This window comes from Frateuria sp. GZRe14 (assembly GCF_051900395.1).
Taxonomy (GTDB): Bacteria; Pseudomonadota; Gammaproteobacteria; order Xanthomonadales; family Rhodanobacteraceae; genus Frateuria_A; species Frateuria_A edaphi.
Genome location: NZ_JBHZGJ010000001.1, coordinates 2,661,812 through 2,675,408, shown reverse-complemented (window position 1 = coordinate 2,675,408; position 13,597 = coordinate 2,661,812). Strand labels below are relative to the sequence as shown.

Here is a 13,597-nt window from a genome sequence, read left to right as displayed (position 1 = left end):
TTCCCGTATCTCCGCCGGTGGGCAAAGCCACGGCAAGACCCGACAACACACCAGAGAAGACGAACGATGGCGACCATGCGCAAACCGGCCACTTCGGCGGCGGGACTCTCGTCTTCCGAGCTCATCGACGCACGGATCGAGGAACTGGGTGACTGGCGTGGCGAAACCCTAGCCCGCGTCCGCGCGCTCATCCGGCAGGCCGATCCCGCGATCGTCGAGGAATGGAAATGGCGGGGCGTGCCGGTGTGGTCCCATGCCGGCATCGTGTGTACCGGTGAGACCTACAAGAACGTCGTGAAGGTGACCTTCGCCAAGGGCGCGAGGCTGGAAGACCCGGCGGGGCTGTTCAACGCCAGCCTCGAGGGCAACACCCGGCGTGCGATCGACATCCACGAGGGCGAAACCGTCGACGAGGCCGCCCTGGCGGCGCTGGTGCGCGCGGCCGTGGCCCTCAACACGCACTGAGGCTCGACTGTGCGATGGCGTTCCGGATGGCCGGGACGCCGTGCAGCGCTGCCGTACGACGACGAGTGCGGGCCGCCCTGTCGGATGCGTCGCCCTCCAGGACCATCAGGTCGCGGTGGCGTTGCGGTATCGACGTGTCGAGCACGGCTTCACCCATTGCCACGCGGATGTCACGGCCGGGTTACCGCCGGCGAGTAGGATCGCCGCCCTGGTGCGGGAGCAGAGGTAAGGCCCTGGCTGGGGAGGGCAAGCGCAACGCGTGCCGTGCCCCGAGCCCGCACCACCGCGCACGGGACGGGCGACAACACCCGCCGCCCGCTTCGTGCAACAGGGCCGGACGACGGCCCGGGCTTGCGAGGCGCACGCGGCACCGCCCGATCCTGCCGCACTCTCCCTGGAGGGTTCCCCTCATGACTGTTCGTAAGCGACTCCTGGTCGGCGCGCTGGCGCTTGCCCTCTCGTTTGCCGTCGCTCCGCCGGCGTTCGCCGTGGATACCGTCGCGGCGCCCGGCGCAGCGGACATCGTCAGCCTGGTGCAGACGCACACCGGCTATCCGGTGAAGGTGTCGGTCTACGCTACGGGCCTGAACAATCCGCGCGGCCTCAAGTTCGGGCCGGACGGCTATCTCTACGTGGCCGAGGGCGGCCGCGGCGGATGGCACCAGACCACCGCGATGGACTGCACGCAGGTGCCGGAAGTCGGCCCGTACAGCGGCAGCTACACCGGCGGGCGCATTTCGAGGATCGACCATCATGGCCATCGCGTCACGATCACCAACAAGTTCCCGTCAAGCCAGACCAGTGCCCAGACCGGGTCGCTGGTCAGCGGTGTCGCGGACGTCGCCTTCATCGGTCACACCCTGTATGCCATCACCGCCGGGGCCGGCTGCTCGCATGGCCTGAAAGGCACCTACAACGGCATCGCGCGCGTCGATCCGGACGGTTCGATCCACTGGATCGCCAACCTCAGCCGCTACCAGAAAAACCACCCGGTGCAGAACCCGGAGGAAGAGGATTTCGAGCCCGACGGCACCTGGTACAGCATGGTGGCGCTCCATGGCGAACTGTTCGCGCTCGAGCCCAATCACGGCGAACTGGTGAAGGTGAGTCTCGATGGCAAAGTCCGGCGCGTGATCGATGTGTCGGCCAGCCAGGGCCACATCGTGCCGACGGCGCTGGCGCATCGTGGGCGATTCTTCATCGGCAACCTCGGCACATTCCCGATCACGGCCGGTTCGTCGAAAGTGCTCAAGCTGACCCGCAACGGGCAACTGTGGCCGGTGGCGGACCGGTTGACCACGGTGCTCGGGATCGCCTTCGACCGGCGCGGATGCATGTACGTGCTGGAAGACACCACCGGCAAGGACAACCTGGCTCCCACGCCGGGCACCGGCAAGGTGGTGCGCATCGAGCCATCCGGCGACCGCCACGCAGTGGTTACCGGGCTGGTGTTGCCATCGGCGATGACGTTCGGGCCTGACGGCGCGCTGTACGTGTCGAACGCGGGCTTCGGCCTGCCGCCGGGCATGGGGCAGGTGCTGCGCTTCGACTTCGATGGATGGCGCCATTCGCCCTAGCGTGACCGTGCTGGCGCGGTCCTGGTGGGGCCGCGCCAGCGCCGGGTGACACGAGGATTCATGGTCGCGGAGACCCGGCCTGGCCTGCCTTTGCCGGAGCCATGCATCGAGCATGCTCGACGTATTTCGGTTCGGTCAGCGAGCGCGAGTCGTCCGGGATCGGCACGGTCCCACTCCTGTGGACGATCGATGCCCGACCGGACGCCGGCCGGGCAAGGGCTGCAACGCGACGCCGGTGGCTTATTTCTCCAGCGCCTTCACCGCATCGAGCGTTTCCTGCACGTGCTTGTTCGGCTTCAGGTCCGAATAGACGTGGGCGATCTTTCCCGAAGGCGCGATCACGTAAGAGGTGCGGTCCGACCAGCCGGGGCGCATCGTCAGCAGGGCGTCGTATTCCTTGGCGATCTTCGCGTCGGCGTCCGCGGCGACCGGGAACTTGCCGCTGCAATGTTCGGTTTCCTTCGAGAAATCGGACAGCTGGTCGGTATTGCCGGCGGTCACGCCGATGACCGTGGCGTGCAACGCCTTGAACTGGTCGATGGCCTGGGAGAACAGGTGGGCTTCGAGGTTGCAGCCGGAGGTGTGCGCGGCGGGGAAGAAGTACACCACCACCGGGCCTTTCTTCAGCGCATCGGCCAGGTTGAAGGTGAAGGCCTTGCCGGCGAGATAGGCCGACGCGGTGAAGTCTGGCGCCTGCGTGCCTTCCTTAAGGGCGGCGAAGGCCGGTGAGGCCAATGTGGCGGTACCGACGAGGGCGAGCGCGGCGAGCTTGAGCGGGGACTTCATGGCGGTGCTCCTGGGGGGCGTGGAAGCACCGTTTATACGCTACAAACGCGACGGCGGATGTCGGTCGGGGAAACACGTCCGGGTCGTCGATGAGGGCCCAACTTTTTTCCGCATTCGTTGCACCAACGATATCGGCTTGCGCGCGAGCCGTGGCACGCGCAGGATTTCGACAGGGGAACGGGGGAATTCCGATGAGACTGAACGCACCTTCCAGGGCGCCGCTGCTGCACTTCGTCGACATCTACGGCCGTCGCGTCGATATCGGCGGCTCGGGGCGGCGCACGCTGCTGTGCTTCTTCCGTGACGCGGCGTGCCCGTTCTGCAACTTCCGCATCTACGAGCTGACCAACCACCATCCCGCGCTGTCGTCGCTGGGGCTGGACATCGTCGCCGTGTTCACCTCCACGCCCGAAGCAGTGCAGCGCTTCGTCGCGCGCAAACCGCGGCCATTCAGCGTGGTGGCGGACCCGACCTCGCACGCGCACGAAACCTACGGGATCGAGCGCTCGCTGTGGCGCAAGCTCAAGGGCATCCTCACCCGCGTGCCGACGCTGATCAAAGGCCTGCGCATCGTCGGCCTGGCCGGCTTGAACACCACCAACCTGATGCCGGCCGATTTCCTGATCGACGAGGAAGGCAATATCGCCGAGGCGTACTACGGCGGCGATGCAGGCGATCGCATACCGCTGGAGCGGGTGGAGCTGTTCCTGGCGCGCGGCATGCTCGCCAGGGCCGGAGTGAAGCCCGCGCAGGCGGTTGCGCATTCCTGAGGCGCCGGGGTCCGGGCAAGGAAAAAGGCGGGCTCGTGCCCGCCTTTTTCCTGTTTTGGTGGATGAAGCCGAAGATTGCTGCGATGAAGGACGCAGCTCGCGGCGGCTTATTTGTGCGGATCGAAGTCGACCGCAGCCTCCACCGCGGCCGCGGAGTCCAGGATGCCCGCGCCGATGGAGTACTTGCCCTCCGGCCGGATCATCGGCGTGTAGGCCGTCTTCTGCAGCAGCTTGAGCACCTGTTTGGGCTTGAGCAGCGGCAGGCACAGCTCCTTGCGTGCGCTCTGCATCAGCGCGACCGTGCCGGTGACGTGCGGGGCGGCCTGCGAGGTGCCGGCGAAGCCGCCGTACGTGGTGCCCTCGGGCACCGGCGTGGTGTCGCCGTTGTTGAGCGCCTGCCAGATGAAGCCGTCGTAGGAGATCACGCCGGTGTTCGGGTCGTCGTCCTGGTAGACGCCGCCACCGGGCGCGGCGATCTCCACCGCATGGCCCCAGTTGGAGTAGAAGGCGCGCTGGCTGGTGATGCCCGTGGCTGCCACGGTGATCACGCCGGGGCAGCCGGCAGGCGTGTACTTGGCCGCGTCGTCGCCGCTGTTGCCGGCCGAGACCACCACCACCGCGCCGAGCGAGTTCGCCTTGGCCACGGCCTTGGCGGTCACGTCGCTGGGATTGCAGCGGCCTTCGCCGCCCAGGCTCAGGTTGATCACCTGCGCCGGATGACGGTTGCGCGGCACGCCGTCGACCTTGCCGCCAGCCGCCCACACGATCGCGTCGGCGATGTCGCTGGTGTAGCCGCCGCAATGGCCGAGCACGCGCACCGGCAACACCCTGGCGTGGAAAGCGATGCCGGCCATGCCCTGCGCGTTGTCGGTGATTTCCGCGCCGGCCGTGCTGGCCACGTGGGTGCCGTGCCAGGAGCTCGCCTCCGGCGGATTGTTCTCGTTGGTGCAGGCCGACAACCACGGTTCGGTGGTGGTCCAGTCGCCCAGGTCCCAGCCGCCCGGCACGCGGTCGTCGGTAGCGCGGCCGGAGACGAAGGCGTCGGTGATGAAGTCGTAGCCCTGGTCGGCCAGGCCGGTGTTGACGTCCACGTGGCGGGTGATGCCCGTATCCAGCACGGCGATGATGACGCCCTTGCCGTCGGACAGGTCCCACGCGTCATTGACGCGCGTGCCACCGTGGTTGGCGTCGCCGAAGTAGGTGATGGTGCCGTCGGGCGCCTTCAGGTCCCACTGGTAGAACGGGTAGTAGGTGTCGCTGGGCGTGAAGGTGGCCGGTGCGAGGCTGGCCGGCGCCTGGATGTCGCGCACGCGATGCAGCATCACGTCCGGCGCCACGAAGGCGACAGCGGGATCGGCCGCGATCTGGCGGATCAGGGTGGCCGCTTCGCCGCTGTCGAGCTTGCGCGAGGTGTGCACCAGGTCCGCGCCGGTGGCGAGCTTGCGTTGGTAGGCCGCCTGCACGCCTGCGCTGCCGCCGGCGGCGGTGGCGCGGTCCAGGCCCGCGCGGCTGATCGCCGCGCCGACGTTCTGCAACAGCGCGGCATGGTTGCTGCGTTCCGTGCTGCCGTCGCGATACGTCACGATGAACCGGTCGTAGTGCCCGCCGGGCGCGAGGCTGCTGATGTCGAATCGTGTGCCGGACGGTCCCTGCGGCGTGGCCGCGTGGGCGGACAGAGACAGGGCAAGGGCGATGGAGGCGCCCAGCAGCGCCTTGATCGCGTAACGATGTGTCATGCGGTGGTCCTCCGGTGGTGGCGCCTCGCGTGCGGCGCGTCAAGCGACGACAGCGCCGGATGGCGCCGCCTTGTCACGGAAACCCTGGTGCCGGAGAGCCCCCGCCCCCGGCTGAAACCCTGACCGCGGCCTCCCCGCGGACAAACTGGGCATAGACACTAGGCAGACGGTTGTAAGGTTGTCGTGAAAGCGGCAGGCGCGAAGGGGACGGTGGCCCGCGGGGCGCCAACCACCGGCCCGAACGTCCCCGACCGCTGCGTCCCGTAGGGCGGGGCGGAGCCCACCAGGCCCATTTGCCGGGACGTGGCGGTGGGCCGAAGCCACCCTGCGGGGCGGTCCGGAGGGGAGCGAACTCTTCCAAAAATCCTGTGGCAAGCGGCCGAACCCGGGCGTATCGTCCGCGCACGCACACCCCATGTGTGCGTACTTGCGTAGACGCTCGTCGGCCTGTTCGACGGCGGCGCCTGTCAGGGGGACGCGGTCACCTAACCGATTCACGGATTGACAGGAGACCGTCCATGAAAACCCGACTGCTCATCGCCCTCGCGGCGATGGCGTTTGCCACCTGCGCGATGGGGGCAACCCCGGTCACGCTCAAGCTCCAGAAGGGGACCACCACCACCCCCCACACCACGCCCATCGGCGGCGCACCACTCACCAGCCTGGAACAGGATCCGGCGATGGCGGCGGGCGACGCCGATTCGGGCGATGGCGAGGACGACCTGGGCGGTGAGCCGGTGGTCAACCGCACCATCCATCACGGTCACCACGGTGGCCTCAACAGCGTGGGCCACGCCTTGCGCACCAAGTCGAACCCGCAGCTCGCGGGCGGCTTCGAAGGCCTGAACTTCCACGATCAGCGCTACGCCAACGGCGGCAACCAGTTTTCGGTGGAACCGCCGGACCAGGGGCTGTGCGCAGGCAACGGCTTCGTCGTGGAGAGCGTCAACGATGTGCTGGCGGTCTACGACCGCGCCGGCAACGAGCTGGTCGGGCCGGTCGACCTGAACACGTTCTACGGCTACCCGGCAGCGATCAACCGCACCACCGGCGCCTACGGGCCGAGCATCACCGACCCCTCGTGCTACTACGACGCCGACACCCGCCGCTGGTTCCACGTCGTGCTGACGCTCGATCGCGTCGGCACCTCCTCGGCACTCTCGGGCACCAACCACCTGGACATCGCGGTCAGCCAGAGCGCCGATCCGACCGGCGCCTGGACCGTGTACCGGTTGCCGGTGCAGAACAACGGCAGCGACGGCACGCCGGACCACGGGTGCACGGCCGGCTTCTGCCTGGGCGACTATCCGCACATCGGCGCCGATGCCAACGCGATCTTCCTGACCACCAACGAGTTCTCGCTGTTCGGTCCGGGCTTCTACGGCGCGCAGATCTACGCGATCTCCAAGCGCGCCCTGGTGGCCGGTGATGCCTCGCCCAACGTGGTGCTGTTCAACGCGGGCGATCCGAGCGTTCCGGCTCCGGCGTTCACGGTGTGGCCGGCGATCTCCACCGGCGGGCAGTACGCCGGCGCCCATGGCGGCACCGAGTACCTGCTGAGTTCCGATGCGGTGTTCTACGAGGAAGGCACCTCGGACACGATCTGGCTGTGGTCCGTGTCGAACACCAGCGCCATCGACAGCGCGCCCAACGCGCTGACCCTGGATGTCTCTGCGGTCGGCGTGCAGACCTACGCGGTGCCCACCAGCCTCGCGCAGCAGAAGCCTGGCGTGGCACCGCTGCGCGACTGCTTCGCCCTCACCGGTTGTGCGCCGACGTACCTCGGTTACCCGAACATCGTCTATCCGACGCCGCGGCCACTCGCGGTCAACGACTCGCGCATGCAGCAGGTCAGCTTCGCCAACGGCAAGCTGTGGGGCACGCTCGACACCGACGTGCTGCTGGGCGACGGCAGCCATGGATCGGGCGTCTCGTATTTCGTGATCGATCCGAAGTCCGGTGGCGTGTTCGCCAACGGCACGCTGGCGCTGCCGGATGCCAACCTGACCTACGGCACCTCGGCGGTGACGCAGAGCGGGCGCGGCGTGATCGCCTTCACCGTGGTCGGGCCGAACGACTGGCCCAGCGCAGGTTATGCCAGCTTCGACGCGAAGCATGGCGCTGGCGAAGTGCACATCGCGGCCGCGGGTGCAGCGCCGTGGGATGGCTTCACCGGCATCCCCTACCTGGGAGGCGACCGTCCCCGCTGGGGTGACTACGGCGCGGCGGCGGCCGAGGGCAACACGATCTGGACCGCCTCGGAGTACATCGCGCATTCGTGCACGCTGGCCGAGTACCTGAGCCCGCCGCTGTTCCAGTGCGGCGGCACGCGTGGTGCGCTCAGCAACTGGTCGACGCGCATCTCGCGGCTCCAGCTCTGAGATAGGACCAGGCCGGCGATGAACGCGGGAAACCGCGTCCATCGCCGGCCCACGCCATCGGGTTCAGTTCACTTCCTGCTCGGTGCCGGTGGTCCTGAGCGCACGCACGGCCAGCTGCTGTCGGCCATTGATCCCGGCGCGCTCGAAGATATTGTGCAGATGCGTCTTCACCGTGGTCGGGCTGATCCCCAGGTGCCGGCCGATTTCCTTGTTGCTCATGCCTTGCGCCACCCAGCGCACGATTTCGCGTTGGCGATCGGTGAGCGATCCGATACCCGCCGCGGGCGGCGGCGCCCATTGCAGCAGATGCCTGAAGTCGGACAGTGCCGCGGCCATCAGCGCGCGGGGAATCCAGGCGTCGCCTGCATGAATGGCCAGGATCGCGCGGCGCCACGCCGGCAGGAGGGAGTGGCGGGGCAGGCAGCCGTGCACGCCCAGCTTCACGGTAGCCAGAACTTCCGGCCGTGCCAGCGTATCGGCGTAGGCCAGGATGCGCGGCCCGGCGGGGCGGGTCAGCAGGTAGCCGAGCAATCCGGGACTGGCCTGGGCCCAACACGCTTCGATCACCACCACGGCGGGTCGTTGGGTGGCGACCAGCATGGACAAGTGCTCCGGCGCGCCGCTGTCGCCGAGCACCCGCAGCTCGTCGAAGTGTTCGAAACCGGCGGTCAGCGCACGCCGAAGGGCAGGGTCCGGACCACCTAGCACGATGCTGATCACGCGGCCCTCCCATGGTCCCGCGTTTTTGTCACCGCGCAAGGATTGGTTCGGTGGCGTGAGTGCGATGTGTAACGGCCGGGCCATGCTGCTGGCTCCGCTTGCCGGCGTTCGGCCGGACGGGACGCCGGCGTACTCCGTCCGGAGTATTCAACCGGCGTGGCGCGCACCGCATGCTGCGGTCCCCCGCTGCGGCGGTCCCCGGGAGTACATGCTCATGAAGTCCAGGCTCATGAAAATCACTAGCTTGCTTGGCATGCCACTGCTCGCCCTGCTGCTGACCCTGGTCGGGGCCGCACCGGCGTGGGCCGCCACGGTCGTTACCTATACCGGCCAGGGCTACAGCTTCGACGGCAACACGCACAATCTCCAGGACGAGCGCTGCGGCCTCACGGGGCAGGACGATGCCGACGATGGCGGTACCGGCCTGTTCGCCAACTGGAATGGAACGGGCCAGCCCTACCAGACCGGACAGGGCTACCTGGTCTGGGTGCTCACCGCCAATGGCGCGACGTCGGCCACGCTGACCCTGCCGGACCGCACCGTGCAGATGATCCAGGTCGGCGGCACCTTCAAGTACGCGAGCAAGTACTACCGCTACAGCAAACTGGTCGGCTTGCCGGTGACGGCCACGTACGAGGGTGAGGTCGCCCACGGCAACGTGCAGCTGGTCGTCAGCCACGGTTGCCAGCCGATGAAGACTCCGGGCGCGTGGTGCTCGCCGGGCTTCTGGAAGAACGCCTCGCAGGATGCCTGGAACCTGGTCGGCGTGGACAAGTACGCCGCCTTCAACGACACCGTCGTGCCGAGCTTCTACATCACGCCCTCGGCCGCCCAGCCGACGCTGTGGCAGGTGCTCACCACGCCCGGCGGCAACACCTTCGGCTCGGCCAAGCCGCCGTACGGGCTGAATGCCTACAAGGCTACGGCCGCCTATCTCACCAGCCGCATCCCGGGCTACCACTTCGCTCCCAAGCAAGTGGGTAACGAATGCTCCTGCCCGATCGACAACCACGGCAATTACAAGGTCCCGCTGGACTGACCGCCTTGCCCCCGCACGCCCCCGGTCCATGGCCGGGGGCGTGCGCGTGATTGAAGTCCGCCCGCTGCCGCGTCGGGTTTGCTTTACCATCACGCGATGGATACGTTCTCTGCGGTAGCGCACAAGACACGCGGCAGCCTGGCATGCGTCGGCATGGGCATGACCCTTGGGTCGCACCTGACGCCGCTGGCGCGCAGCCATATCGAGCAGGCCGACGTGGTGTTCGCGGGGCTATCCGATGGCATCGTCGAGAAATGGCTCGAGCGCATGCACCGCGACGTCCGCAGCCTCCAGCCGTATTACCGCGAAGGCAAGTCGCGCCTGAAGACCTACCGCGAGTGGGTCGAACTGATGATGGTCGAAGTGCGTGGCGGCAAGCGCGTATGCGGGGTGTTCTACGGGCACCCGGGCATCTTTGCCTGGTCGCCGCACAAGGCCATCGCCACGGCGCGGGCGGAAGGTTTCCAGGCGCACATGGAACCGGGCATTTCGGCGGAGGATTGCCTCTATGCCGACCTCGGCATCGATCCGGGCCGGTTCGGCTGCCAGCATTTCGAGGCCAGCCAGTTGCTGTTCTTCGAACGGCGGATCGATGTCACCGGCTACCTCGTGCTCTGGCAGGTCGCGCTGGTCGGCGACCGCTCGCTCGGGCGCTTTGCGACCGGTCCGGCATACCGCCAGTTGCTGGTGGAATTGCTGCAGCGGGACTACCCGGCCGACCATGAGGTGATCATCTACCGCGCCGCCACCCTGCCCATCGAGGCGCCGAGGGTCCGGCGTGTCGCCCTGCAGGAACTGCCGCAGACCGCATTGACCGCCGAGGAGACCGTCGTGCTGCCGCCGGCATATGCACTCAGGGAAAACCACGAAATGCAGGCGCGATTGGCCGAACTGGACGCGTTGGACAGGGCGGCGAGAGTCGGATAATCCTAGCTAGGGCTTTGCGCCGACTGGGGCTCACGCGCGTTGCATCGACCGTAAGCTCGCGGGCTTCCGTCACCATTGATCAAACAGGGGCAAGAACATGAAGGACACGATCGATCTGCTGGAAACGATTGGCGGCAACGCCTCTTTGCGCCACGCATCCGCTGACGAGATGGCGCGGCTCCTGGAGCAGGGGCAGGCTTCTCCGGCGCTGGTGGCGGCGGCGGCCTCCAGCGACCGTTCGATGTTGTCGGCGGAATTCGGGCAAGCGTCCAATCTGTCGCCCCAGTCCGTCCAGATGCCTGCCCGCGAAGAGGAAGAAGAGCCTCTCGATGAGGAACCACTCGGCGGTCCTGCTCCCGCCCAGTCGTAACCAGGGCTTTTGCCGTGGCACGGCTGCCAAGCCGCACCGTCGCCTGGTCCGCATGGCTGGGACTGAGCTGGTGCCTGCTTGCGCAGGCTGCTCCGGCGGTGGAGTCGATCACGGAGCCGGGTCGGTTCCTCGACCGGGCTGAGAGCCTGCGGACCAAGGACCATGCCAGGTTCGTCGAGATGTTGGCCCGGATCCATCGTGAACGGCCCCGCCTGACCCCGTCCGAGCAATGGCAGCTGCGGTATCTCGACGCCTGGGAAACGATGTTCGAGGGCGAGTACGCCAAATCGGAATCGGCGCTGCGCGATGTAATCGATCACTCCGGCAACGAGCTCCTGGCCGCCAAGGCGTCGGGCTTGCTCGTGAACAACCTGACGCTCAACCGTCGCTACGAGGATGCCTTCACCCTGGCCAACAAGCTTGCGGCCAGCTTTCCCCGGATCAAGGATCCACAGGCCCGCTACTACCTGGCGTCGGATCTCTCGCAGACGCTCAACTTCGCCGGCGAAATCGACCTGGCGGTCCAGTACGCAAAGATGGCGGAGGAGGCCGTGCCGCCAGGCGAGAGCCTGTGCCGGCCTTACTCCCGAGAGGTCGCGGCCCTTTACAACGGCAAGCGGCTGACTTCGGCCAGCCCGGAAATACAGCGCGCCATCGAGATCTGCGAAGCCGCGCATGAGCCGGTGATGTCCAATTCCATATGGCTCCTCCTGGCGAGCCTTTATTTGGAAGAGAATCAGCCGGCCAAGGCTCTGGCGCTGATCGATCGGCGTGAGCCCAGCATCCAGGCCAATGACTACTACCCGCACCTGCTGTCCTCGCAGGCGGAACGGGCGCAGGCCTATGCCAAGCTGGGCCGCGATGGCGAGGCCAGGAAAGCCGCACTGGCCGTCGTGGCGAAGGTCCCGCAGGGAAGCTTCAACGATTGGTTGGACGATGCTTACGAAGTGCTCTACCGGATCGAAAAGCGCGGGGGCAATTCGACGGCCGCGCTCGCGTACTACGAACGGTATGTCGCCCAGGACAAGGGATATCTCGACGAAGTCCGCGCCAGGACGCTGGCGTACGAATCGGCCAAGCAGCACATGCTTGCCCAGAAGTTGAAAACCGAAAGCCTGAGCAAGCAGAACAAAATCCTGCGCCTGCAGCAGGCACTGGCCACCAAGGCGGCCGAAACCGTTCGGCTCTACAACGTCCTGCTGCTGCTGGTCATCGGTTCCATCGGCTTGTGGATGCTGCGCCTGAAGCGTTCCCAGTTGCGCTTCAAGAAGCTTTCGCGACTGGACGGTCTGACCGGCATCCTCAATCACCAGCACTTCATCAGCAAGGCGGAGCGGGCGCTGCACCACCTGGACAAGAGCGTGGGCCATGCCTGCCTGATCGTGCTGGACCTGGACCACTTCAAGCTCATCAACGACACCCATGGCCATGCCATGGGCGACACGGTGCTCAAGCGCACGGTCGCCGCCTGCCAGCGGCAGTTGCGCCCCACCGACCTGTTCGGCCGGCTGGGCGGCGAGGAGTTCGGCATCCTGCTTTACGAGTGTTCGCGCGAGCAGGGCATGGACATCGCCAACCGTATCCGCGCGGCGATCGTCGAGGAGCCGATGGCCAACGAAGGCTGCGACATCACCGTGTCGGCGAGCGTCGGGCTGGCCTCGACCGCCACCTCCGGCTACGGCGTGCAGCGGCTTTGCAGGGAGGCCGACGCTGCGCTCTACCGCGCCAAGCGCGCGGGGCGCAACTGCGTGATGGGCGACGTCGAGGTGGCCAGCGCGCTGACCCACGCCTGATCTTCGTTTCGTCCCGGCCGGGCACCCACCGGTGCCACCTCGGCGTGAAGCCTAGCGACGCGTCGCCAGTACGCCATCCAGCGCCAACCGAGCCTTGAATCCGGCCTTCTCCAGCCGCGCGGCCACCTCGCGCGGCACGTCGCGGCCGCTGGTGAGCTTGTTCGGGCTGCCGGTGTAGTGGAACAGCCGGCCGCCGCGGCGGAGGACGCGCGCCAACTGGTCGTAGAACGCCCGCGAATAGAGCTCGCCGGCGATGCCGAAGCGGGGCGGGTCGTGCAGCAGCGCGTCCACCGAGGCGTCGGCGGTCTGCGCAATCGCGACGGACACGTCGGCGTGCGCGAGATGCAGCCGGCCGCCGCTGGCGGGCGCGTCGGGATCCGGTGACCACGGGTTGATCGTGCGCAGCCAGAGCACGTCCGGGTTCTTTTCGAACGACTGGATGCGCGCCACGCCCGCGTCCAGGCAACAGGCGGCGAAGTAGCCCAGCCCGCCGCAGGTGTCGAGCACCACCTTGCCATGGGGTTCCACGAGCGCCACCTTGCGGCGCGCGTCCTCGACCGGCGAGTCCTTCGCGGTGGGCAGCATCTTGATGCCGTCGATCTCGAATGTCGGCGCGCCCCATTCGGTCGGCACCAGCTTGATCAGCGAACCGGAGAAGCGCGACACGGGCGCGAACGCCTCGCCGTCCCAGTAATAGATCGTGCGGTCCTTGAGCTTCGCCGGATACGGATAGTGCGAGCCCTGCCACTGCCAGGCGTCCGGTTGCAACGGCACGACCGTGCACGAGCGGCCCAGGTCCAGCGATCCGCTCCAGGTGCCAGCGCCGGCATCGCGCGCAGCGATCAGCGCGTCGGTAACCGAACGGGTAAGCAGGGGACCGGTGTAATGCGACACGAGAAGCTTCCTGGCGCGGCGATGCCGCGGCGTGGAGCGCGACCATAGCGAATCGGCGCCAAGGCGGCCATTCCCGCCGCGTCCCTGCAGCAACGCATTTGTGCCCGGGCGCCACCCCTTGGCGGACACGCCCGGATTC

The 13,597-nt window shown here is 67.4% G+C and carries 12 protein-coding genes; 8 read left to right on the top strand and 4 right to left on the bottom strand.

What is annotated here, in order from left to right:
- The first annotated feature begins 66 nt into the window (after positions 1 to 66).
- Complete coding sequence (locus ACFWZ1_RS12190; RefSeq protein ID WP_439666591.1) at positions 67 to 465, top strand: DUF1801 domain-containing protein; 399 nt, start codon at positions 67 to 69, stop codon at positions 463 to 465.
- Between the two features lie 410 nt (positions 466 to 875).
- Positions 876 to 2,042: a ScyD/ScyE family protein gene (locus tag ACFWZ1_RS12185; RefSeq protein ID WP_439666590.1), complete on the top strand. Its 1,167-nt coding sequence runs from the start codon at positions 876 to 878 to the stop codon at positions 2,040 to 2,042.
- Positions 2,043 to 2,282: 240 nt separating this feature from the next.
- On the opposite strand, the gene ACFWZ1_RS12180 is transcribed toward ACFWZ1_RS12185, so the two are convergent.
- A complete protein-coding gene (locus ACFWZ1_RS12180) occupies positions 2,283 to 2,828 on the bottom strand; it encodes a peroxiredoxin (RefSeq protein ID WP_439666589.1) in 546 nt (181 codons plus the stop codon).
- Positions 2,829 to 3,019: 191 nt separating this feature from the next.
- On the opposite strand from ACFWZ1_RS12180, the gene ACFWZ1_RS12175 reads away from it, so the two are divergent.
- Positions 3,020 to 3,598 carry a redoxin domain-containing protein gene (locus ACFWZ1_RS12175; protein ID WP_231320922.1) on the top strand — a complete coding sequence of 193 codons (579 nt, stop codon included), beginning with the start codon at positions 3,020 to 3,022 and terminating at the stop codon, positions 3,596 to 3,598.
- A gap of 107 nt (positions 3,599 to 3,705) precedes the next feature.
- Here ACFWZ1_RS12175 and ACFWZ1_RS12170 read toward each other — a convergent pair whose 3' ends face one another.
- Positions 3,706 to 5,334, bottom strand: a complete 1,629-nt coding sequence (locus ACFWZ1_RS12170) for a S8 family peptidase (protein ID WP_231320920.1) — start codon at positions 5,332 to 5,334, stop codon at positions 3,706 to 3,708.
- 518 nt (positions 5,335 to 5,852) lie between these two features.
- Here ACFWZ1_RS12170 and ACFWZ1_RS12165 point away from each other — a divergent pair.
- The gene (locus ACFWZ1_RS12165; RefSeq protein ID WP_231320919.1) at positions 5,853 to 7,715 is read left to right on the top strand and encodes a hypothetical protein; all 1,863 of its coding nucleotides are present in this window, start codon (positions 5,853 to 5,855) and stop codon (positions 7,713 to 7,715) included.
- 63 nt (positions 7,716 to 7,778) lie between these two features.
- Here ACFWZ1_RS12165 and ACFWZ1_RS12160 read toward each other — a convergent pair whose 3' ends face one another.
- Positions 7,779 to 8,435, bottom strand: coding sequence for a helix-turn-helix transcriptional regulator (locus ACFWZ1_RS12160; RefSeq protein ID WP_231320918.1), 657 nt, complete (start codon positions 8,433 to 8,435; stop codon positions 7,779 to 7,781).
- A 229-nt stretch (positions 8,436 to 8,664) separates the two neighbouring features.
- Between ACFWZ1_RS12160 and ACFWZ1_RS12155 the strand changes: the two genes are divergently transcribed.
- The 4 genes from ACFWZ1_RS12155 (at position 8,665) to ACFWZ1_RS12140 (ending at position 12,564) form a co-directional block, all read left to right on the top strand.
- Positions 8,665 to 9,474 carry a hypothetical protein gene (locus ACFWZ1_RS12155; protein WP_231320917.1) on the top strand — a complete coding sequence of 270 codons (810 nt, stop codon included), beginning with the start codon at positions 8,665 to 8,667 and terminating at the stop codon, positions 9,472 to 9,474.
- 96 nt (positions 9,475 to 9,570) lie between these two features.
- Positions 9,571 to 10,401 carry an SAM-dependent methyltransferase gene (locus ACFWZ1_RS12150; protein ID WP_439666588.1) on the top strand — a complete coding sequence of 277 codons (831 nt, stop codon included), beginning with the start codon at positions 9,571 to 9,573 and terminating at the stop codon, positions 10,399 to 10,401.
- 97 nt (positions 10,402 to 10,498) lie between these two features.
- Positions 10,499 to 10,771: a hypothetical protein gene (locus ACFWZ1_RS12145; protein WP_231320916.1), complete on the top strand. Its 273-nt coding sequence runs from the start codon at positions 10,499 to 10,501 to the stop codon at positions 10,769 to 10,771.
- Positions 10,772 to 10,785: 14 nt separating this feature from the next.
- Positions 10,786 to 12,564: a tetratricopeptide repeat-containing diguanylate cyclase gene (locus ACFWZ1_RS12140; protein WP_231320915.1), complete on the top strand. Its 1,779-nt coding sequence runs from the start codon at positions 10,786 to 10,788 to the stop codon at positions 12,562 to 12,564.
- A 51-nt stretch (positions 12,565 to 12,615) separates the two neighbouring features.
- On the opposite strand, the gene ACFWZ1_RS12135 is transcribed toward ACFWZ1_RS12140, so the two are convergent.
- Entirely contained in the window at positions 12,616 to 13,458 is an 843-nt protein-coding gene (locus tag ACFWZ1_RS12135) for a class I SAM-dependent methyltransferase (RefSeq protein WP_231320914.1), read from the bottom strand.
- Positions 13,459 to 13,597 lie beyond the last annotated feature (139 nt).